Annotated in this window: 16 protein-coding genes; 2 read left to right on the forward strand and 14 right to left on the reverse strand. The window is 49.3% G+C overall.

What is annotated here, in order from left to right; translation table 11 throughout:
* Nucleotides 1-100: 100 nt before the first annotated feature.
* Genes ABUE30_RS17555 through ABUE30_RS17565 form a run of 3 tightly spaced genes read right to left on the reverse strand, consistent with a single transcriptional unit; the run spans nt 101 to nt 5,624 of the window.
* On the reverse strand, nt 101-1,342 hold the full coding sequence (locus ABUE30_RS17555) for a hypothetical protein (protein ID WP_408625141.1): 1,242 nt from the start codon (nt 1,340-1,342) through the stop codon (nt 101-103).
* On the reverse strand, nt 1,342-1,962 hold the full coding sequence (locus tag ABUE30_RS17560) for a hypothetical protein (RefSeq protein WP_408625142.1): 621 nt from the start codon (nt 1,960-1,962) through the stop codon (nt 1,342-1,344). Before ABUE30_RS17560 ends, ABUE30_RS17555 begins: the two co-directional genes overlap by 1 nt.
* A complete protein-coding gene (locus tag ABUE30_RS17565; protein WP_408625143.1) occupies nt 1,959-5,624 on the reverse strand; it encodes an ATP-binding protein in 3,666 nt (1,221 codons plus the stop codon). The genes ABUE30_RS17560 and ABUE30_RS17565 overlap by 4 nt, the downstream gene beginning before the upstream one ends.
* A 439-nt stretch (nt 5,625-6,063) precedes the next feature.
* On the opposite strand from ABUE30_RS17565, the gene ABUE30_RS17570 reads away from it, so the two are divergent.
* The gene (locus tag ABUE30_RS17570; protein ID WP_408625144.1) at nt 6,064-7,767 is read left to right on the forward strand and encodes a methyl-accepting chemotaxis protein; all 1,704 of its coding nucleotides are present in this window, start codon (nt 6,064-6,066) and stop codon (nt 7,765-7,767) included.
* A gap of 113 nt (nt 7,768-7,880) precedes the next feature.
* Here the strand turns inward: ABUE30_RS17570 and ABUE30_RS17575 are convergent, their stop codons facing one another.
* Complete coding sequence (locus tag ABUE30_RS17575) at nt 7,881-8,750, reverse strand: aldo/keto reductase (protein ID WP_408625145.1); 870 nt, start codon at nt 8,748-8,750, stop codon at nt 7,881-7,883.
* 404 nt (nt 8,751-9,154) lie between these two features.
* Entirely contained in the window at nt 9,155-10,054 is a 900-nt protein-coding gene (locus ABUE30_RS17580; protein WP_408625146.1) for a LysR family transcriptional regulator, read from the reverse strand.
* 260 nt (nt 10,055-10,314) lie between these two features.
* Between ABUE30_RS17580 and ABUE30_RS17585 the strand changes: the two genes are divergently transcribed.
* Nucleotides 10,315-11,559, forward strand: a complete 1,245-nt coding sequence (locus ABUE30_RS17585; RefSeq protein WP_408625147.1) for an MFS transporter — start codon at nt 10,315-10,317, stop codon at nt 11,557-11,559.
* Nucleotides 11,560-11,648: 89 nt separating this feature from the next.
* Here the strand turns inward: ABUE30_RS17585 and ABUE30_RS17590 are convergent, their stop codons facing one another.
* The 9 genes from ABUE30_RS17590 to dgcN all read right to left on the reverse strand — a co-directional run bounded on the left by ABUE30_RS17590 (nt 11,649) and on the right by dgcN (nt 21,867).
* The gene (locus ABUE30_RS17590; RefSeq protein ID WP_408625148.1) at nt 11,649-12,626 is read right to left on the reverse strand and encodes an isoaspartyl peptidase/L-asparaginase family protein; all 978 of its coding nucleotides are present in this window, start codon (nt 12,624-12,626) and stop codon (nt 11,649-11,651) included.
* Nucleotides 12,627-12,639: 13 nt separating this feature from the next.
* Nucleotides 12,640-13,461, reverse strand: a complete 822-nt coding sequence (locus ABUE30_RS17595; RefSeq protein ID WP_408625149.1) for a M55 family metallopeptidase — start codon at nt 13,459-13,461, stop codon at nt 12,640-12,642.
* A 21-nt stretch (nt 13,462-13,482) separates the two neighbouring features.
* Entirely contained in the window at nt 13,483-14,556 is a 1,074-nt protein-coding gene (locus tag ABUE30_RS17600; RefSeq protein WP_408625150.1) for a DmpA family aminopeptidase, read from the reverse strand.
* A 42-nt stretch (nt 14,557-14,598) separates the two neighbouring features.
* Entirely contained in the window at nt 14,599-15,480 is an 882-nt protein-coding gene (locus ABUE30_RS17605; protein ID WP_408625151.1) for an ABC transporter permease subunit, read from the reverse strand.
* Nucleotides 15,481-15,487: 7 nt separating this feature from the next.
* Complete coding sequence (locus ABUE30_RS17610) at nt 15,488-16,408, reverse strand: ABC transporter permease subunit (RefSeq protein ID WP_408625152.1); 921 nt, start codon at nt 16,406-16,408, stop codon at nt 15,488-15,490.
* A 20-nt stretch (nt 16,409-16,428) separates the two neighbouring features.
* On the reverse strand, nt 16,429-17,973 hold the full coding sequence (locus tag ABUE30_RS17615) for a glutathione ABC transporter substrate-binding protein (protein WP_408625153.1): 1,545 nt from the start codon (nt 17,971-17,973) through the stop codon (nt 16,429-16,431).
* A 63-nt stretch (nt 17,974-18,036) separates the two neighbouring features.
* On the reverse strand, nt 18,037-19,857 hold the full coding sequence (locus tag ABUE30_RS17620; protein ID WP_408625154.1) for an ABC transporter ATP-binding protein: 1,821 nt from the start codon (nt 19,855-19,857) through the stop codon (nt 18,037-18,039).
* Between the two features lie 19 nt (nt 19,858-19,876).
* Nucleotides 19,877-20,845, reverse strand: coding sequence for an N-acetyl-D-Glu racemase DgcA (gene dgcA / locus ABUE30_RS17625; protein WP_408625155.1), 969 nt, complete (start codon nt 20,843-20,845; stop codon nt 19,877-19,879).
* A gap of 14 nt (nt 20,846-20,859) precedes the next feature.
* Nucleotides 20,860-21,867: an N-acetyltransferase DgcN gene (dgcN, locus tag ABUE30_RS17630; RefSeq protein ID WP_408625156.1), complete on the reverse strand. Its 1,008-nt coding sequence runs from the start codon at nt 21,865-21,867 to the stop codon at nt 20,860-20,862.
* Nucleotides 21,868-22,094: the final 227 nt, after the last annotated feature.

A 22,094-nucleotide genomic window follows, 5' to 3' on the forward strand; every position in this document is an offset into this window, starting at 1 on the left:
TTCTTAATGATATGTAATAAAACAATTAATAGATTTTAGATCAATCTGTTATGAGAAAAATACAAGCTCATCAATAAATTAGACTAGAGCGACAAAAAGATCACTGACTGCGCACTTTCATCGTAATATCGACGATAAGTTGCAGTTGGTTAAAACTTGATGCTGGTTTTTCATCATAATGCAGTGATAACTGCCGCTGAATACGCCGCGGCAATGACTGATATTCAGCAATGATCTGGTAGAGCCAAATTTCACCATCCCAGCTGAGCTTCTGGGATGCCAAATAGTCCAATGCTCGCAGCGCTTGAGCTGACTCGATTGCGTGTAAATAGAAATTCTCCACATCCTGTTTGAGCGCCTGTTGACGCAGTGTAATCGGTTCATTTGCAATCGCTGGCAAGGCACTGGCACTTGGCAGTTGCAGCGATTTACCAGTAACGGGTCTTGGTATAGCGCGCGAAAGCTCGGCTAACACGTGATAATCCGAGGTCTTATCCAGTGCGACTGCCGCGGCCGGTTGAATCGCTTTGGCCTGATTGAACAGCTCAGGGACTATCGTTCTATGCGGGTAATCGATGGGTTGATAATGAGGATGCTCGCGTAAAAAGGCGGCCATATTGGCGATCAATAGCGAGCGAGACTGCTGCTGGCGAAATTTAGCCATCAGCACCACCAAGCGTTTTTGTACTTCCAATAGACTACTGTGGTGATCGCTAAAATGGTTTTGCAGCCCGCTGACCAATAGCTTTCGCAATTGGCTAGAGCCTTCCGACAGTGCGATTAACTCAGTAAAATCGAGCAGCTCTAAGCCATCAAGCAAGCGGCGCAGCTGCTTTTGTGCCCGTTCATTCTCACGGATCTTATCGTCTAAACTACTGACAAAACCAAAGTCGCTATTCAGTCGATGCCAAAGGCTATCGATCGCTTCTTCAAACTGTCCGCTCAAATCATGCACATGCTCGGTTAAACGCTGCAACTGTAACTCACTCATCGCGTAATCACCCCGAGCTTGAGCATCATGATAAGCCTGTACTCGAATGCGGATCTGCTCAAGCTTTTCGGCAACATCGGCATTGATCTGGCGGCGATTTTCATCAGCCACCATACTCGCTATCAACTCGCTGACCAAAGGCCGAAGTGCCAAAGGGTGTTGTGCACTGGGGCGCCATACAAGGCGGGCATCCACCAGCTTTTTGAGGGCCAACTCACTCAGTGCGGTTTCCTCAATATAACCATCGACATAGCCTTGCATCAACGCCTGTGCATGTTTGCCTAATAGGCTTAACCGTTTGGTGCCTATTTGCAGTAAATTAGACGCATTGATACGATTTTCTACCGCCATTAGAGCAATTCCTCTTGGGTCGGCGTATCCGCTACAGGCAAGTGCTCTTCGCTACGAATAAAATTAATTAATTCAATTAGATAATCAATCTTAGCGGTCACAATGTAATATTGGCGCTGGGCATGGGGCTGTACCAAATAACCATACTCTTTGAGACGGCGAAAGATCAATTTAACCTGATTATCTAAGGCGTCACTGTGACTATTAAAAAAACGATGGTTGGCTAACAGATTCAGCCGCTGGCGCAACCCTTGGTTATCTTCCGCGCGCAGCACAAATTCTTGCAGTTTAATGGTGTCACCTGCGCTTAGTGCGCGATCATTCCCCATGGTTTCTTGCACCAATAATAGCCATTCTAATAACGGCAATAACGCTTGAATGGTTTCCGAAAACTGCTTTGAGAGCTGCTCACGGGCCGTGCGGGTCAGATCCACATAGCCTAAATAGTAAACGCTTTGCCGTTCACTCCCCACTAACCGCCGATTGAGTGGCCGCAGGTACTGATTGATTTGCTGTTGGGTTTGTTCATCATTTAAACGTCGATACGCATCTTCATCACTGATCTGACAGATAAACTCACCGGCAAGCAGCCGCTCAAGTAAAGGACCATACTGGATCATAGGTTCGTCTCCGCAGTTTGAATCAATCGCTCAGCGAGCCGGCTCATTTTGGGCTGAATACGTTTTAATTGCCGCTGGTTTGGATCGGTTTGGCTTGGCGCCAGCAAATAGCGATGTTTAAACAATAACAACACATCAGACTCAGGGTTGGGAAAGGCCCCTACAATCACAATATGATTATCACTACAGGCGTGAAAGAGTTTCTCAACATTATGGTAGGCAAGCGTGCCAATTTCATCGATAGGCCAATGGATCGTCACATCGGCATCGGCGCGCATTAAACGGGTAAAGGCTAGCAAGTATTTGCACAAAATGAGATAGGCCATGCCGTGGCTGGATGATTCTAGCAGCTGGCGATCATTTTTAATAACTAGCTCTGAGCCACCTTCACTCAGATGTAACTCGAGGCGCAACAGTGACTCCATCCGATATTGCTCATCAGCGCGCAGCAAGTCCACAACATCCGCCAGCGCATCAAGATAGGCATCCGAGGGGAGTGCTTTACCTGAAGCGCTCCAATCATCATAGAGCTTGGCGAACTCTTGAAGTGGTTGCCAAAACCCAAGTTCATCGATAGTTGAGATAATCCGCACCTCTGACTTATCAATTCCTTCAAGGGTCAAATCATCCGCAACCGCATCACTTAAGCGACTACTTTGCTGAGTGATACGCCGATTAATATCTCTAAAAACAGTAAAGAATTTTTGCAAATCGCCGCCAATATTCTCACCCATCTCCAGCAGCTGTTGCTGTTGGTCGCGCAATATTCGCAACAGATCGGCTAAAATTTTCAGTTGAAGACGAATATCATTCGGATCGAGCAGCTGGCGTTTTTCGTAGTCTAAGCGATCTAAGAACTCGGCCCCAGCATCTTTGCTCAAAATACTTTCAAACTGCTCAAGCTGCGCGCGTAATTGGCTCTCGCACTGGCTACGCTGGGCGAGCGCTTGGTTGGCGCGGGCTAGTCGCTCACTCAGATCCCCGTCCAGTTCTGCTGCACCATCAACTGAAGATGGTAGCTCTAATATACGCATTTTGCTCAGCAAGGGGGTCAACTGGTTGAGCCATTGTTCGGCTTGCTGGAGCTGCTCTTGAGCTTTATCACGCTGCGCATCGAGCGCTTTGCGCTGGGTATTAAAAGTGGATTTAAGCGTGCTCAGTTGCGCGTTTAACTGACGTATCTGCTGCTTTAACTGTGTTTCTTGTTCTAGCAATTTGGGGCGCAGCTGCTGCCAATCTAGTTGAATAAAACGCTGCCAAGCGGTTAATTCATCCTGCCGACTTTCAATGGTTTTAATCGACTCACTGAGCTGTTGCTGACGCTGTTTTAATTGCGCAATACGGTGCGGGTCGATTCCCTTATCGGAAAGCTCTTCATTAAATGCCTGCTCAAGTTCTTTGAGCTGTTGGTGATGATTGTGACGTTTATCTTCAAGCTGACGCTCCAACATTTCAAATTGTTCATCGAACACCTGCAAAGCACTTTGCCAGTCGACTTGAAACTCCATCATCTGCTGGTGATGATCATCTTTGAGTGCCTGCAGTGCATCACGCTGCTGCACTTGCAACTGCTCACTTTGCTGCTGAGTTTGCTCAAGTGTGCGCCGCGTCTGCACTTGGCGCTGTTCGGTGAATTCATGCAGCTTGTCTTGCAGTCGCACTCGCGCATCACGTGCATACTCAATATTTTGCCCCGCCTCAGTCAGTTGCCACTGCATTGACTCAACTTGCTGGCGCTTAACCTCAGCATCATCGTGCGCACTGCGGAGGGCTTTTTCTGCATGCTGTTTGCGCGCCCGCGCTTGATCGACATCTTGCGATGCTTGCTGCAGCTGCTGGCGAATACCGGCTTCATCTTGCGCATAATCTGGCGGATCAATAGCGCCTAGCGCCAATTGCACACCAAAGAGTGAGTCACCAACATCACCAATATTAGGTTGTAAATCGGCGCGTTCGAGTAAGCGAGCATCAATAACCTTACCAACGTTTTGCTCCCAACCTGGATAATGCTGCTGCAGATACGCGCGTAAACTACCCGTGTCGGGCGTAAGTTGACGCTGCAATTGTTGCAACTGCATCTCGCTGCGATGCAGCTGTTGACGAGCCACACTGAGCGCACCATCGGCATCGGTTGTCATCTCCCGAGCTTGTTGCCAGAGCTGCTGCAATGCACTGAGCTGCTCGGCGCATTGTTGATGGTTCATCTGCGCCTGCTCCAAACGCCGTTCACTAACATGCAGCTCATCTAACTCAGCTGCGCTCAGCGGTGAGTGCGTCAATTGGTTTTGTAGGACAGCGAGTTGGCTCTGCACCGCCGAAAGTTCTTGATGGAACTGCATTTGCTGAGTTTGTAGCCGCTCTTGAAACGCCTGTTCTAATTCGTTTTGTTTGGCCTGTTGCTGTTCGCGAAGCGCATCCTTTTGCTGTTGCAGTTGCTTTGTTTTGCTGTGGTTGGTCTCACTTAAACGTTGTAGAGTCTGCGCTAATTTGGCCTTTTGCTGGTCAAGCTGGTGGGCCAAATCGCCTTGCAGGTCGAGCATCAATTGATATTGCTCTTGGATCTCGGCCAACGTTTCTCGCTGCAGTGGTAGCGCCTCACTCTCTTGCTGCAATTGCCACATATGGCGCTGTTCATAACGCTCGTAACGCTGCTGCAGATCATCTAAGCGCAGCGTACTCTCCTGCAAGTCAGATTCGACTTTGCTCAACTGACCATTGAATGTTTGTTGCTGCTCGGAGAAATCATCACGCAATTGCTGCAACTGCTGGTGAATCGCTTGTCGTGAGGTTTGCCAATCGGCGCGTTGCTGCATCTGTTGCTGATGATCAACGTCTAAGCGTGGCAATAAGCGGCCAAGCTGAGCCTGTGTACCATCCAACTGACGCTCTAATTGGGTGAGCTGTGCAAAATCCTGTTGCAATCGTTCCAGACGCATCGACTGGCGCATCTGAGTAATCCACTCTCGGGCTTTGGCATTTTTCACTTTAGTCGTGGGTACAGTGACACCATCTTCTTCAAAAATTGCCGCTAGCATCGACTTGAGGGTATCCATTTTGCCCTCTTTGGCATGTACGGCGCTGACTAATTTTTCGATATGCCGCAGCTTATGCGTATGGCTGACTAACCCAAATTGGGTCGCCAAACGGCGCAATTTTATAATCTCGCTTCCACTTGCGCGTAGCGCGCCAACATCATTTTGGATGATGCTGCGATATTCGCTGGTCGCACTGATTTTTGCCGACATTTGGACGTCGCTTCGCAGGCGCATGGCACTGCTCCACTGCGCATAGCTATAGGCGATGAGTTCTTGAGCGCTGTCTTGTAGATACCACTCGCTGTGATAGGGAGCCGCAACCAAGCGATAATCCACCCCGCCTTCACTTTTACGCGTTAATACAACTTGGCAAACCGAGCCATTATCGCGTTCGTACTCGTAAATAATGTAGCTGTTGCTGTAAGGCAGATAAAATTCATCAAATTTTTTGCGGGTTTTGGGCACCACACGATTGGGCTGCTCCCCATAGAAGACGGGGATCAAGCGCTGCAGAGTAGTTTTTCCTGAGGCATTGGTACCACAGAAGTTAGTATGATCGTCGAGATCGATCTCGACCACGCCTGTTAGATGAGTATGCAGTAAAATAATGCGGCGCAATTGTGACATGAAAACCCTTCTCATCGAATGACACCAAGAGAAAATGCTCAGCATCAACAATCAATGCCCATATTATTCATGGATTAAGGCGAAATGCCAGTCATTCACCCAACCGCGGCGACAATCAACCAAGACTCAAGACTACGATAGGGCAAACATCCCATCCTCGCGCACGCTAGCATCTTTGCTTAACCGAAGAAAACAGGTCACAGGCAACTGAGCATTATATGTAATCGTTTACACTCATGAATAGCGACGAGATCTAATTTTTAAAAAATTTATTGTTGTAATTAAATGGCAATTTAATTATTGCAAGCCATATCAATAAACTCATATTTAGTCATTGCAGGTCTATTGCGTAGCGGGCAAATTAAGTGAGGTTTTATCTGGTTGTAGCGATTAATTCGGCATTGAATGGCTACGCAAGCGGTATATTAAAGGGGAATCCATGGACGCTATCTATCGCCGATTTAAACTCACAACACTGATCTCCTTACAAAGTGGCAGTGTCATTCTTTTATTGTTAATCGGCGCATTAGTGGCAACGCATACACTGACTCAGAAAATCGTCAACTTTGAAAAAAGCACGTTGATTCAGCAGGTGACGATCACAGGTCATGTGGCGAAAAAGATGTCTGGCAGCTTTGTTGCCCTTAAATACCTGCTTAATTCAGCGCGATGGGGGGAAAAAGACTCCGGTTATTATTTGCTGGTTGATGGTCAAAGTGGCCGCATTTTGATCGACCCCATCGATCACAAAAAAGAGGGCCAATTGCTCACCAAAATACAATTGCAAGATGGTCGAACATTACAACAAGCCATCGCCAGCGTCAGCCAAACCAATAAGGCACAATTGGTGGCTTACAGCGCTCGCAACCCCATCGTCAATAAAATGCAAACCAAGCTATCTTATTTGTACCCACTCCCCGAAAACGGCTCGGTATTGATCGGTGGGTCATTTTTGAGTACTTCGTCGTTATTAACCAAACAGCTTAATATCGGGATCTTTTCACTGACAGGCTTGTGCGGTTTATTTGTACTAATCGGTATATTTGGCATTGCGCGACATATTCGAAAACGGATCAAAGGGTTACGCGCGGGGATTGAACTGGTTGCACAAGGTAATTTTCGTCAATCAACTTTAATATCTGGTCAAGATGAATTTGCTACCCTCGCCCACTATCTCGATCAGGGCCAATCGACCCTCAATGATCTGATGCATAAACAGGTCACCATGGGAGAAAATGTCGCGAGCGAGTCCAATCAGATTGATGCACGGCTCAACCAAGCCTCTGGGCAAACAGATCAACTGGTGCATCAAACGGAACAACTCAAGCAAGCGATGTCACAACTGTTAGATGGAGTATCGCATGTACTCGAAACCACCCAAGATACCGCAAATCAAGCACAGCTTGCCTATCGGCAAAGCCAACAAGGGCAATCTCAAATCAAAGAGGGGGTGAGCCATATCACCCATCTGAATCAGCAATTAGAGCAAAGTCAGCAAGCGATTAAAGCAGTTAGCAACGGCGTGTTAGACATTCAGTCGATTGTCGCCACCATTGCTCAGATTTCTGATCAAACCAACTTGCTGGCGCTCAACGCAGCGATTGAATCGGCGCGCGCCGGTGAACATGGTCGCGGGTTTGCAGTGGTTGCCGATGAAGTGCGCAAACTGGCCCTAAGTACCCAACAAGCAACTGAACAAATTGCCAAAATGATCCAAACTCTGCAGCATCAAGCTCAGGCCGTCGTTGATGGCAGTGAACAAAGTATGATCATCGCTAGTGATTGTTTAGATGTGATCAATCATGCAGGCGATCACTTCAGTGCTATTTTAAGTGGGGTGGATGACCTGCGTGATCGCAACGGACGAATTGCCAGTGCCACCGAGCAGCAGCATCAGATCTGTCAACAGATGAATGACTATGTGCTCTCATCGAGTCAGCATTTAGATACCCTTAATAACAATCTCCAAGAGATCGCTCAAAACAGTTCCGCCCTCAAACAGCAAACCAGCATACTTGATCAAACGTTGTCTAATTTTCAGTTACGAACAAAGCTGGACGGAGCACACAACCATGACACATCGGTGAGCGCTAGTGTGGCGCGTCGACCGCCACAGCTTTCGCCAGAGCTGCAACGCAGATAATTGAAAATAAATAAGAGCCATAAAAAAGCTCAGTCAACAACACGGTGGTGTTGACTGAGCATCATTTCTTACCAGCTACAATCATCTGACTCATTCATCTATTCTTATTTACACTATGATGCGGCTTTTCCGGATTGATCAAGCTGGGCAAATTCATCATCTGTCAGTGTCACCTCAACAGCCGAGACATTTTGCTCTAGGTGCACCACTTTGGAGGTTCCTGGGATCGGCAATATCACTGGACTACGTTTAAGTAGCCACGCCAACGCAATTTGGCTAGGCCCTACCTGATATTGCTCAGCTAATTGAGCCAGCAATGTGCCAGAGCCAGCTAAATCGCCGCTATCTAAAGGCGCCCAAGGGATAAAGCCAATCCCCTGCGCTTGGCAGTAATCAAGCACATCTTCATGTTTGCGATCAACTAAATTGTAACGATTTTGCACCGTAGCAACCGGAAAATACTGCTGGGCTGCCTGAATATCCTCAATACTGACTTCACTTAATCCCGCGAAGCGAATCAGTCCTTGCTCAAGCATCTGTTTGATGGCATCAAACTGTTCTTCACGCGCCACCTTCGGGTCAATACGATGTAACTGCCACAAGTCCAACTGCTCAACGTGTAAGTTGCGCAGACTCTTATGCACTTGTTGCAACAAATATTCTGGCCGCCCCAGTGGGATCCATTGGTTAGGACCGGTACGCGAGTTGCCGCCTTTAGTGGCAATGACAACTCCCGTATAAGGGTGTAGCGCTTTGGCAATCAACTGTTCTGAGACATCGGGGCCATATGCATCGGCGGTATCAATGAAGTTAATTCCAAGTTCTGGCACTCGCTTTAATGTCCTCAGTGCCTCAGCAGGGTCTGCTGGGTCACCCCATATTCCGGCACCGGTAATGCGCATCGCGCCAAAACCAAGTCGATGAACGGCTAACTCACCACCGAGTTTAAAATCCCCTGATAAACGTGCATTGGGTTGTGTCATATCCCCTCCGTTTTCAATTTGTGAGGCCCTTATCACTCTGCTGATAGAGTGTATTGAGCAAATATAGATTGAGGGGCAATCGAAGAAATTACAAGGGCAGCATGCATAACATGATATGAACAAGCCAGAAGAGTTCTTTGTACTGAATGACGCTTAACATTCTCATCTTTGTGCGCCAATAGACCGATAGTCGCCGACGCTAACTGCTTTAAATCGCTCGTGGAGCAGCATAGCGATACATCGCTAAGCTAGTCTGCGCTCTAAATATATCGGTTTAGGCAACGTAACGGTGATTTAACTAAATTTGTTAAAGTGCGGAACGCTGCACTTAACGGTGAGTGCAGCGTTCCCAAGAACATATGATTGTGGCTAACACGGAGGCTATGGTGTTCGCTGCGTCAAACTTAAGCGGAAAGTTGCAACGGCTTAGCAATCTGCTGACAATGGGTCTTAAGGCAAGTTTTCAGCGCTAACGTTGCCCGTGATTGTGGGCTATCCGCGCGGCTTAAGAACATGACCTCAAATGGCAGTGGATCGGCGATAGGCACCACTTTTAATTTATGTTCATAGCAGCGCGCCGTGAATAGATCGACCACCCCAACACCGCCGCCAGCGACAACCATATCGGCAATCACCGAGTAGCTTTTAATCTGCAATGTGCCTTGCGCCGACAACCGTTGGCGTAGCATAGCGCGGTGCAACACTTCCCCTAGTGGATCATTGGGCTGCATCATAATTAGCCCTTGCTGGCATAACCATTTGAGCGTCACCATAGCAGACGATGGCATATCAAGGGGTAAAATAGCCACCATATTGGCTTGAAATAGCGGTTCAGCGAATAACCGCGCAGGGACGTGCTGACCAAATGCCAAGGCAAAATCGACATCTTTAGCGAGGACTAACTGGCATAACGCCGCAAAGTGTTCAGTCATCAGCTCAATTTGTAATCCAGGGTGCTGCTGGCGAAAGTCAACCACACTGGGAGCCACAACCATCTGACCAAACGCATGCGCTGCACCAATATGGATAGTTTTTGCACCATTTTCACCCAATCGTTTCGTCAGTGCAGTGATTTCTTTTAATTTCTCATACACCGCTTCAATTTGCGGGATCAACATCTCCCCCTCTTGGGTCACCTGCATCCCTTGCGCGTGACGTTCGAACAAACTAAACCCGAGTTGCTGCTCGGTATGGCTAAGAATTCGGCTTACATTGGGTTGAGAAACATTCAGTAAGCGCGCCGCACCACTAATCGAACCTGCCTGATAGATAGCCTGAAATATTTCAATTTGTCGTAATCGCATTGCTCTCTCCTGACCGCTCAAACTCCTTTTCATAAGATGCTTGCAATTTATACACCTGTTAAGTTAATTCACCAAAATTAGCGGTTGATTCTAAGCATATTTGCCCGTAATCTCTTGTCCAGCTCACTAATTTTTCAAGCCAAGGATAGTGCCACCGATGTAGATCGCGCTTTTCTATCAACCCATGATGTTCCCTTCTTTGGAATAAAACTCTGCGGTACACAATTGGACCTGCAGCGGCTATCTATATGGATTTGACTATGAAAAGACGACTGTTTCAGCGTATCTATGTATTGCTACGCACTCACCCCAGTTTCAGTGGGTGGTTGGCCTTTGACACTTTAAGCACAATTGGTTCACTCATGACCAATCTGGCTGTTTACGGCACCTTGGAGCGCGTGCAGGCAGGCAGTACTTGGTTTACCTTAGCCTACTTAAGTAGCACTACACCCGGCGTATTAGCTGCCTTCGGAGCCCGCTACTACCGCGCCAAATTCACTATTGCTCAAGCGTTGTTGCTGGCCAATGTGTTATCCTCTGTTGCCTTACTGATTACTTGGTTAGGTTATCACGAGGGAAATCTAGCTTTGCTGCTCAGCAGTAATTTGATCCTATCACTTTTGGGCGGGGCGACTAGTGCCCACCTTGCACTGTATTTTAAACGTCAGTTTCAAAGTGACGAAATCAGCTTATTCACTGCGCTTGATACCACCGTGTTTGCCATTCAAAGTTTATTTGGAACGCTGCTCGCAGTCGTGCTGTTTGCACTGATATCAGTCAATATGATGATACTCATCGATGCGCTTACCTTCATCTTGCAAGGCATTGCGCTGTGGTACTTAACCCACCGTTTTGCCAGTGACTTTGCCGCTACCCCAGCACCTTCGACACAACGTTTGGTTTTCAAAGCGCTGAGTGCACAGCAAAAGCAGGTCCTTTTTATGGGGCCTGCATTAGCGTTATTTGGCTGCGCGTTTTTAAGTTTAGGGCCGGCGTTGGTGAGTGCCCAGCATTTTGCCTCAATGCAGTTTGGCTTGGCCTTCACCCCAGTTTTGGTGTTTACCCTGTGTCGGACTCTCGGGCAGCTATTGGGACCTGTCATCGCCCATTATTTGCCGATGCAGCGACTGACCCAAAGCTTCTGGATGACACCCACCACACTAGTGGTATTTTGTAGCTGCTATTACATCATCGCCGAACTTAGCAATCTGACGGCTATTTTAGTGCTGGTGATTGCGGCCCATATTGTCTCAAATATCCTTTCAATGTTAGCTTTTGATGGCCGACTGCGCTTTTTTGATGAAACCCAAGCACCACTGGTTGCAAGTCTGAGTCACTCTTTCAATATGGGTGTGGGAACGATTAGCGCCTTGATGATCAGCGCGCTAGTTGGGATAGTCAGTTTCCAAGCCGCCTTTGCTGGATTACTGATTTTGTCGGTGTTGCTAGCAGGGATCTGGATGATAGGTTTTACGCGCTTCAAAACAGTCAAACCGCGCGCTTAATTGATGAATATGGCTTGGCAAGCAACTTTCTATGCTTCGCCAAGCCATCTGCGGCGGATCGGTTGGCCAAATCACCGACCTAAGAAAGGTTAAACCTCGCTCTCACGATAGATGCCAACTCGCGGTGCTTCGCCAACATAACCATAACCGCGATACATCCCTTCACTATTAAAAATGAGCGCAATATGACCTTGATGATCCACGCCAATCATCCCACCACTGCCACCTATTTTCGGTAACTTATCCATCACCACGTGGGTCATTGCCTGTTGCAACGAGGCGCCGGTGTAAGCCATTAACGCTGACACATCAAAAGCGGCCACTGTTTTCATAAAAGCTTCACCCGTGCCCGTGGATGAGATCGCAACAGTGGCATCATTGGCATAACAGCCGGCTCCGATAATAGGCGAATCGCCAACACGTCCGACCATTTTATTGGTCATACCGCCAGTCGATGTCGCGGCGGCCAGATGCCCGTTCGCATCAATAGCGACGGCACCGACAGTGCCATATTTTTTATCTGGATCAAGCGGGTCGCTCGGTTTGTCGGCAGCAAGCGCCAGAGAGTCATGATCGAGCATCACCTTGTCGCTGCTTTGAATGCGTTGCAGCTGTGCTAAACGCTCAGGGGTTGAAAAAAAATCAGCCGCTACCATCTCTAGACCTTTTGATTGAGCAAACTGCTCGGCGCCGCGACCGGTAAACAGTACATGCTCGCTATTTTCTAAGACTTGCCTTGCTGCCAAAATGGGATTACGAATATGGCTGACCCCGCACACAGCACCACTATTAAGGGTATCACCTGCCATCACGCAGGCATCTAACTCATGGGTTTGCTCATGGGTAAACACCGCGCCATGGCCGGCATTAAACAGCGGGTGTTCTTCGAGCTGACGCACCGCTTCGGTCACCACATCCAGCGCACTTGCGCCTTGTGCTAATAGTGTTTGTCCTGCACTCACAATGGTTTGTAGCCCCTGTCGATATCGCAGTTCAAGGGCTTCATCCATGGTGCTGCGCGACAGCGCCCCGGCGCCGCCATGAATAACAATCACGGGTTTAATCATCGTTGTTTCTCACCTAAGCTTGAGTACTGGCTAAATAGGAAAATGCACAGAGCAAACTAACTAGCTCACGCATCGTCGCACTGGTATAGGTCACCGTGCGCGCATCCAGTTGCTCAACGTGAGGGATCAAGGCAAACAGATCGGCCAAGACCGGCTTACTGGCGGTGAGCTGCAATTGATAGGGTGCGCTAATTCGACTAGTTAGCATCGGCACGGCTTGACGCAGCGCTTCTATGGCTTGGGCACGGATCAACCGCTGCGCCGCATCTGGGCTTAACGAATCAGCGGCAGAGGTAGAGATCGCCCGTTTCACACACGCAAATTTGGCGCTCGGATAGTAGTGTTCAACCCATTGACCAAACAGGTGATCCCCGCTCACTAGCCACAACGGAGTTTGCTGCTCGGCGGCTGCAGCCGCATAAATATCCACTTCGGCCATTGGCTCGCCGTTAATCATCACACTAAAAAAAGCGCTGCCATTGATGGTATGGGCTAGCACCCCTGCTTGACCGGCCCCGCTATGATAACCAATACAAAATAGGCCATCATAAGCATGCTGCTCAATCCCCTCAACCATCGACAATGGTCGCGGTTTGCTCTGCACCAAGCGGGCACGTGAATCGATATTTGCCGCTCGCAAATTGGTCATTGCACCGTGACTATCCGCCACCACCACTTCACTAGCCCCACCGACAAATGCGCCGTCAATGGCAGCGTTCACTTCGCCTTCCATTAGTGCACGGGCAAGCTCATATTCGCCATTACCCTGCGCGCATTGGCGCGCCGAAACAACACCTGCGATCCCTTCAATATCGGCGGAAATAAAAATCTTCATCATCACTCCTTGGTATCAGTATCAGTGACTTAACCCATGCTGCGCGGCCAGCTTATCAAGTACATCACTGAGTGTGCTTCTTGAATGACCGCGAAATCCTTGTACTGGCGTTGCCTGTAGCAAAGCATCTAAAACCGCGAATTCGCAACCCTCTGCACTGGCGCAGAGTAACTCTTCGATGTGGCTATCATCGACATCATGACACGGCTGTGAGGCGGTTGAAAACGCCAATGCAATATCGCCGGAACCATGACCCCAATAGCTGCCAAGGCGACCCAGTCCAGCGCCAGCACGTTTGGCAATACGCTTGAGCTGACGGGCACTTAACGGCGCATCGATTGCCATCACAATAATGATAGAGCCGGCATCACGCTGCGCGGTAGGTTGAGTTAAACACGGCTCGATCCACTCGCTAAGCGCCATCCCATCTAAGCGTAGCGCCGACAAGCGGCCAAAATTGGCTAACACCAACACGCCTAACGTGGCGTCTAGTTGGTGAATGTAGCGCGAGCTGGTGCCAATTCCGCCTTTCAAACCAAAGCAACTCATTCCTCGCCCGGCGCCGACACTGCCGCGCTCAAACGAGGTATTTGCCGCTGCTAACGCATCGTGAACCATCGTCTCACTCACGGCAAAGGCCTGTTGATCATTGAGGTAGCCGTCATTGCACTCTAAAACTAGTGGGTTAATGGTAGCCTGCTCACGTCCCGCTTCAGGGGCTTGCTCAAGCATATACCGCACCAGTCCGGTATAAACGCGTCCCACCGAGAAGGTATTAGTCAGCATAATCGGCGTTTGCAAAATGCCCAACTCATCGAGCTGCGTCAGCCCCATCGGCTTGGCAAAACCATTGAGCACAGCAGCGCCTGCACAAAGTGGCGATGCAAATAAATTGTCGGCATTGGGAACGATGGCCGTCACACCCGTTTGAACGTCGCCCTCAGCAAGGGTGACATGCCCCACTCTGACCCCAGCAACGTCGCTGATACTATTGGTGGGGCCTGCGACCAGTTGCGTGCAGCCTATTTGACGCGTGCATTGCCAGCGCTCAAGCAAATTATGCAACCGAGCACTACGCCATTGTTCTGTCGTCATCGATATCCCTTGATTATCTAGCGTTAGCGCAGCCCATCTAGATTAGTTCTTCAATTTTGGGTCGAGCGTATCGCGCAGCGCATCCCCAAGCAGGTTGAACGCGAGCACGGTAACAAAAATCGCCAACCCTGGAAATAAACTCACATGCCACACACCTGCCATCATCATATTACGTCCCATCGCCAAAATATTGCCCCACTCGGGCACATCGGGCTCAGGACCTAAACCGATAAAGCTTAAACTAGCAGCGGTTAAAATACTGGTGCCAATACGCATGGTAAAAAATACAATGACGTTAGAGAGCGTACCCGGCAAGATATGGCGCAGCAAAATAAGTCGATCGCGGGCGCCTGCACAACGCACTGCTTCGACATACGCCGCTTGTTTAAGAGAGAGCGTCGAGGCGCGCACAATACGTGCAAACACGGGCACGCTAAAGACCGCCACAGCAACGATGACATTGTTTAAACCTGGCCCTAAAATAGCCACCACCGCAATCGCTAACAGCATCCCAGGAAAAGCAAATAAGACATCGGCGCCACGCATAATCAGCATGTCTAACCAGCCGCCATAATAGCCGGCAAATAGGCCCAGCAAAATCCCTGCAACCATGCCTAGCGTGACCGAGAAAAAACCGACATACAAAGAGATCCGTGCGCCATAGATGATCCGGCTTAATAGGTCACGGCCTAGATCATCGGTGCCCATCCAATGCTGCCAGTTGGGCGCAGTTGCCAGCGCATTCCAATCACTATGCAGCGGATTATAAGGCGCCAGCCAAGGTGCAAAAATTGCCACCAGCACCAGTAGCACAATAAAACCACCCGAGCCGACAGCAACTGGGTTTGCTAAGATGCGCCGCCAAAATTCCCGCCACGGCGAGCGAATGTTATCTTGCTGATTCATTTCAATTAACGAGTCCATAGCATTCCTATTTCAAGCGGATGGCGGGATTGATCACCGCATACAACAGATCGACCAGCAAATTAATCACAATAAATTCCAGCACAAACAGCATGACGAGTGCCTGAATCACAGGTTGATCTTGGGTTTGAATCGACTGGATCAAAAGCCACCCTAATCCCGGCCAACTGAATACGGTTTCCACCACAATCGAGCCACCCAGCAAAAAGCCAAACTGCAGCCCCAACATGGTAATCACTGGAATCAAAGCATTGCGCATAATATGTTTCCAGGTGACGAGTCGTTCACGTAGTCCCTTTGACTTGGCGGTACGCACATAATCTTCTTGCGCGACTTCCAAAAATGCCGAGCGAGTAAAACGCGCCATCACCGCCGCTACCGACGCCCCTAGCGTAAAGGCCGGCAACACAATATCGAGAGGCTTATTAAAGCCACTGACAGCAAAGATCCCATAGGGCATCGCAACAAACTGGATGAGCAACAATCCTAACCAAAACGGTGGCAACGAGATGCCACCGATGGCTAAACTCATTAAGGTCCAATCTTGCCACTTGCCACGTTTGAGCGCCGAGACAACTCCCACTAATAACCCCAGCACTACCGACCACACAAACCCTGCCATTGCGAGATACAAGGTTGGCATAAAGCTTTTGCCTATCACTTGTGCAACCGACTGCTGAGTGCGATAGGTGGTCCCCAGATCGCCATGCACCAAGCCGCTTAGCCAATGCAAATACTGCATTGCCATGGGTTGATTCAGACCCAGATGCACGCGGGCCATTTCAATGGCCGCTTGGGTAGCATCCGGCCCGGCATACACGCGAGCTGGGTCACCAGGCAACAACTTGATAAAACCAAAGACCAACAGGGAGACCACTAACAACACCGGGATCATTTCGAGGATTCGGCGGATCACGTAAGTTAACATCGGGCTCTCCCTCCTAACGATTATTTAAACTGGGCTTGAGTAAACAGTAAGGTACCATCAGCCAGCATCGATACGCCGCTTAAGTTTTTCTGTTTACCAACCAAGTTATCCGGCGTCCCCAAAAATACGATCGGCGCGTCATGCCAGATCAACGTCTGAGCGCGAGCATACGCTGTAGCACGTACTTTCGGATCGGCTGTGGCTAAACCATCTCGAATCGCTTTGTCCACTTTTGGATTGGAGTAGTACGAAACATTGTACGCTGTGGGTACCCATGACTCGGTCGCAAATAGGGGCCGAAGCGCCCAGTCAGCATCACCCGTTGAAGGTGACCAGCCGCCGTAGTAGAGATCATACTGCGCTTTTTTCGGATCGCGAACGCTCCATAACTTGGCATCGCGCGCCCCCGAATCCATCGGTACCACTTTGACCTGAATACCCACCTGCGCTAACTGCTGTTTAAAGAACTGTGCGCTGCGTACCGATGTGGTCGCATTCGAAGTCCACAAGTTCAGTTTTAAGCCATTGCCATAACCCGCTTCTTTCAGCAGTTGTTTAGCTTTGGCGGGATTAAACTGATAGTTCGGCGTCGACTGCTTGGCAAAGAATTGTACCCGCGGCGCAATCACCGACTCAGCTGGCGTTCCCATGCCTGCATAGCCGACTTTCAACCATAGATTACGGTTGATAGCGTAGTTGATCGCTTGACGGACTTTGATACTCGCCAGCGATTTATGCTGGGTATTCAATGCGATGTAATACATGTAGATACTGGGGTCACGCTGCACGGCCAGCTTGTCATCATGTTTGACAACATTCACCAGATCGGCCGGCAATGGATAGATCGCATTGACCTGACCTGAGCGAAGCGCGGCAACGCGCGTTGAGTCTTCCGGTGCTGGATAAAAAGTCACACTATCGACTTTCGGCCAGCCCTGTTTCCAATAGTGATCATATTTGACCAGTTTGACATCTTGTCCCTGTTGCCACTGCTCAAATTTAAACGGCCCTGTTCCCACTGGATGTTTACGCAGTTGCGCTTCGCTGGGATATTTAGCCAGCACTGCTGGGCTCCACATCACCGCAGAAGGATGCGCTAGGGTATTAATAAATGCCCCAAACGATTCACTTAATACAACTTTGACCGTATATGGGTCGACTGCTGTCACCGTTTTAACTAGCTTAAACAAACTGTTCCGTTTAAGACCGAGCTTTTGATTGGCCAGTCGGTCAAGGTTCGCTTTCACGGCGGCGGCATCAAATGCTGTGCCATCTTGAAAGGTCACGCCATGGCGCAGATGCAACACAAACTCAGTGGCGTCAGCATTACTGGTATAACTAGTTGCCAACTGCGGAATTAACTTCATGTTGGCATCGAACTGGAATAACCGTTCAAAGATCCCACTTTGCACGGAGTAGCTGACATTATCCGACGTATCATGCGGGTCAAGCCCCGTGATATCGGCATACATAGAGATCTTAAGGCCCTGTGCATAAGCACATCCCATTCCCAAACTTAAAGCCAGCGCGAGCGTTGCGCGGCGGTAGTACTTGCTACTTTGCATGAGTAATTTCCTCAACGTCCTGTGTTGTGATTGACTATCAAATGCTCGCTTACTCTAAAGGAGTCAAATAGCGACCCAGTGTTGCTCTGCAACTTTTTTATAATGTGGTTTAGTAACTGCCGCGCCAAGTGGCCGCATTGGCGATGGCCGTAGCTCATCATCGTCAAACTGGCGCGCCACTCGCCGACTCGGATCGGCGATAGGCACACTCGCCAATAGCCGCTTGGTATACTCGTGTTGAGGATGGTTAAAAATAGCGTGCCGTGAGCCATATTCAACGATTTGCCCCAGATACATCACCGCAATTCGATTGGCAATACGTTCCACGACAGCCATATCGTGCGAAATGAAAATCCAAGCCACCCCAGTTTTTTGTTGCAGATCCATCATCAAGTTGATGACCTGCGCCTGAATCGATACGTCCAGCGCTGAGACAGCTTCATCGGCAATAATCACTTTCGGTTGCAGCGCCATGGCACGAGCAATCGCGATCCGCTGGCGCTGCCCTCCGGAGAATTCATGGGGATAACGACGAGCATGTTCGGGTTCCAGGCCAACGCTCTTTAGTAGTTGTGCCACGACCGGCGATGCCTCTTTAAGCGATTTTGCCATCCCGTGAATAAGCAGCGGCTCAGCAATGGTAAACCCCACCGTGAGACGCGGATTGAGCGAGGCGTACGGGTCTTGGAAGACCATCTGCATCGATTGGCGCAGCGGCTTAAAAGCTCGGTCATTGAGTAGTGAAATTTCTTTACCCTGAAAATGAATCGACTCACTTTGATGCTCAACTAAGCGTAGCAAAGCCCGCCCGGTGGTCGATTTGCCGCAGCCTGACTCGCCAACAATGGCTAACGTCTCACCCGGATAGATGTCAAAGTCGATCTGCTCGACAGCATGCACTTCGTGGGTGGTTTTGCTCAAAATACCAGAGCGAATCGGGTAGTAGACTTGCAGACCGCGAACATCCAAAAGTGGTTTGCCTGAATAATCGGCAGTTCGCTGTTGCTCTAATACCACGTTAGGATCATCTTCACCCACAATGGCAAACCGTTTGGGCCAGTGTGAATCCGCCATATCCCCAAGCTTAGGGACCGCTGCCAACAGTGATTGGGTATAGGGGTGCCGTGGGGCTTTAAAAATTTGCTCAACTGATCCCGTTTCAACCACTTTGCCGCGAAACATCACCACGACGCGATCAGCGATTTCAGCTACAACCCCCATATCATGGGTAATAAACATCACCGCCATCTGTCTGTGCAGTTGCAACTCGCGCAGAATTTGCAAAATGCGCGCTTGCACGGTCACATCCAACGCCGTAGTCGGCTCATCGGCAATCAGCATCTGAGGATCACAGGTCAAAGCCAAAGCGATCATCACCCGCTGACGCATTCCACCCGATAACGCCTGCGGGTAACTATTCATCACCCGTTCCACATCGTTAATCCGGACTTGATCAAGCAGCGCCAGCGCCTTTTGCCACGCCTGCTCGCGTGAACAAAGATGGTGATCAAAGAGTGCTTCGGTGAGCTGATCACCAATTTTGAGTACTGGATTGAGCGAGGTCATCGGCTCTTGAAAAATCATCGCCAGCGACTGACCACGAATAGAGCGGTGTGTCCGCTCATCAATACAGGTGAGATCGTAGCGGCGATTCACATCTGGGGTGTAAATAGCCTGTCCTTTTTCAATCACCGCGTTATCACTTAATAGGCCCATCAGCGCCAATGACGTTACCGATTTTCCCGAACCACTTTCACCAACGACCGCGACCACCTCACCACGATGTACGCTAAAGGAGACACCGTCTAATGCCCGATTGAGCCCCTCTCGGCTTTTAAAACTCAGCGTTAAATCGGTAATCTCTAATAATGGGGAATCAGTCATATCGCTCCTTGATTAACGTTTATTGCAGCTCAATGTGGCCAGTGCGATAACACAAATGCGGCGCACTATCAGCGGCCAACCAGAGCGGCCCATCAAGGTCTACTAACTCCGCTTGAATCGCCACAGGCAAGGCCGCTTCCATCGCCATCGATGAGCCAAGCATGCAACCGACCATCACTCGCATCTGGCAGGCTTTGGCGGTTTCAAGCATCATCAGTGCTTCACTCAGTCCACCGCATTTATCCAGTTTGATATTCACCATTTCATAGCGATCTGCCAGTGCAACAATGTCATTGCTGTCATGGCAGCTTTCATCGGCGCAAACGGGGATCAGATGATCAAATGACGCGAGTGATTGGTCCGACCCCGCCATCAGCGGTTGCTCGATCATCGCAATATTGTATTCAGTAAGTCTGTCAAACAAGTTTGGCAGTGATAAGCTTCCCCACGCTTCATTCGCATCGATGATCAGCGTTGCATCTGGGGCCTCAGCACGAATCGCTGCCACCTTATCCAGCACTTGATGCGCATCAAGCTTAATTTTCAACAGGTTGGCACCACTTGCTAGCGCTACTCGCGCACTTTGGCGCATCTCTTCAAGGCTAGCCAGGCTTAACGTTTGTGCCGTGATGAGTGTTGCAGGTTCTGCAACATTCGCATATTGGCATAAGGATTGTCCCTGCTGCTGCGCTTCCAGACGCCATAAGGCACAATCGAGCGCATTGCGTGCAGCGCCTTTGACAAGTTGTTTTTGTAGCTGGGCTCGGCTTAACCCTTGGGTAAGCGGCTCACGCAACTGTTCAATTTGTTCGATAACACTGCTCACACTTTCTTGATAATGAGCCGTTGGGGTGCACTCACCCCAGCCGACAAAGCCATTTTCTTCGATACTCACGCGCACCACGTCCACAGCATCTCGGCGGCCACGCGATATGATAAAAGGTCGGGCTAAAGGAAGTTTTAACTGGTTTATCTCAAGTTGTCGCATGTGGCCTCCTACGCTTAGCCGTGGTGAAGTAAAAATTCGGCGATATCATTAATGCCAAAACGCACCGGATCAGTCGCTGGAACATTAAATTGAGTCGTTAATTGTGCCAAATAATCACGTGCTTGTTGTTCTGGAAAAGATGACGTATTCACCGCGATGCCAGCAAGTTGAACGTTTGCATTGGTCACCCGGGCACAATGCAGATTTTCAGCAATACAATCGGCAAGGCTCACCAACGGATGGTGTGGCAAGTGGCGAGTATATGGTCGTCCCATTTCATGGCACATCACCAACCAATCTGCCTGTGAGCCATGCAACAACCCTAAGCTCACGCCTGCGTAAGAGGGATGAAATAGCGACCCTTGTCCTTCGATAATATCCCAGTGATTGGCATCATTATCGGGGGATAACCGCTCAGCAGCGCCTGAGATAAAATCAGATACCACGGCGTCAATCGATATTCCTGAGCCTGCAATTAAGATCCCAGTTTGTCCGGTTGCACAGAAATCAACCGACATCCCACACGCTTTCATAGCCTGTTCAAGTGCCAGCGAGGTATACATTTTGCCAACTGCGCAATCAGTACCAACGGTCAGTACCCGTTTGCCAGTGCGCGCTTTGCCATTGCCAACTTTTAACGCTTCTTTAGTATGGCGAACATCAAATAACTGCACCTGATAGCGAGTGGCTAATTCGACAAGCTCAGGAATATCCGTTAAACGTTGGTGCAACCCACTGGCCACATTCATACCTGCGCGAATCGCTTCACGAATACTCACCAACCAATGTTCAGGTAAAAAGCCACCCGCATTAGCGGTGCCAAGCACCAGGGTTTTTGCCCCTTGAGCAAGCGCTTCACTAAGCGATAAGTCTGGGAGATCTAACGTGACATCACACCCATCTAGTCGCAGTTGTCCGATACATTGTTCGGGACGCCAGGCATGAATACCCCGCGCGGTTTTAGCGGCAAGGGGATCGGTCACATCGCCGATAAAAAGTAGATAAGGTTGAGGTATGTCCATATCTGTCCTGATGATGATTGATAGAAGTTGAATGACTCTCAATATCTCCAGAATCTATCGAGAAGGCGAATACTTAAATATGGCAAGGGTATACCCTTAAGTTATACCCTTAGGTTATACCCTTAGGTTATACCTAGAGGTTATATCCATAGCGATCGTATCGATCATCTAAACTAGCGCTAACGCATGGAACTTCAAAAATAAAGGCAATGATTCAAACCAATTTA

The sequence above is a fragment of the Celerinatantimonas yamalensis genome, assembly GCF_046054155.1.
In the GTDB taxonomy this organism is placed as follows: Bacteria; Pseudomonadota; Gammaproteobacteria; order Enterobacterales; family Celerinatantimonadaceae; genus Celerinatantimonas; species Celerinatantimonas yamalensis.

What these genes read in the sequence shown, in the direction of transcription:
- ABUE30_RS17555 (WP_408625141.1), bottom strand. Translation starts at nt 1,342, where the DNA reads ATGGCGGTAGAAAATCGTATCAATGCGTCTAATTTACTGCAAATAGGC.
- ABUE30_RS17560 (WP_408625142.1), bottom strand. Translation starts at nt 1,962, where the DNA reads ATGATCCAGTATGGTCCTTTACTTGAGCGGCTGCTTGCCGGTGAGTTT.
- ABUE30_RS17565 (WP_408625143.1), bottom strand. Translation starts at nt 5,624, where the DNA reads ATGTCACAATTGCGCCGCATTATTTTACTGCATACTCATCTAACAGGC.
- ABUE30_RS17570 (WP_408625144.1), top strand. Translation starts at nt 6,064, where the DNA reads ATGGACGCTATCTATCGCCGATTTAAACTCACAACACTGATCTCCTTA.
- ABUE30_RS17575 (WP_408625145.1), bottom strand. Translation starts at nt 8,750, where the DNA reads ATGACACAACCCAATGCACGTTTATCAGGGGATTTTAAACTCGGTGGT.
- ABUE30_RS17580 (WP_408625146.1), bottom strand. Translation starts at nt 10,054, where the DNA reads ATGCGATTACGACAAATTGAAATATTTCAGGCTATCTATCAGGCAGGT.
- ABUE30_RS17585 (WP_408625147.1), top strand. Translation starts at nt 10,315, where the DNA reads ATGAAAAGACGACTGTTTCAGCGTATCTATGTATTGCTACGCACTCAC.
- ABUE30_RS17590 (WP_408625148.1), bottom strand. Translation starts at nt 12,626, where the DNA reads ATGATTAAACCCGTGATTGTTATTCATGGCGGCGCCGGGGCGCTGTCG.
- ABUE30_RS17595 (WP_408625149.1), bottom strand. Translation starts at nt 13,461, where the DNA reads ATGAAGATTTTTATTTCCGCCGATATTGAAGGGATCGCAGGTGTTGTT.
- ABUE30_RS17600 (WP_408625150.1), bottom strand. Translation starts at nt 14,556, where the DNA reads ATGACGACAGAACAATGGCGTAGTGCTCGGTTGCATAATTTGCTTGAG.
- ABUE30_RS17605 (WP_408625151.1), bottom strand. Translation starts at nt 15,480, where the DNA reads ATGGACTCGTTAATTGAAATGAATCAGCAAGATAACATTCGCTCGCCG.
- ABUE30_RS17610 (WP_408625152.1), bottom strand. Translation starts at nt 16,408, where the DNA reads ATGTTAACTTACGTGATCCGCCGAATCCTCGAAATGATCCCGGTGTTG.
- ABUE30_RS17615 (WP_408625153.1), bottom strand. Translation starts at nt 17,973, where the DNA reads ATGCAAAGTAGCAAGTACTACCGCCGCGCAACGCTCGCGCTGGCTTTA.
- ABUE30_RS17620 (WP_408625154.1), bottom strand. Translation starts at nt 19,857, where the DNA reads ATGACTGATTCCCCATTATTAGAGATTACCGATTTAACGCTGAGTTTT.
- dgcA (WP_408625155.1), bottom strand. Translation starts at nt 20,845, where the DNA reads ATGCGACAACTTGAGATAAACCAGTTAAAACTTCCTTTAGCCCGACCT.
- dgcN (WP_408625156.1), bottom strand. Translation starts at nt 21,867, where the DNA reads ATGGACATACCTCAACCTTATCTACTTTTTATCGGCGATGTGACCGAT.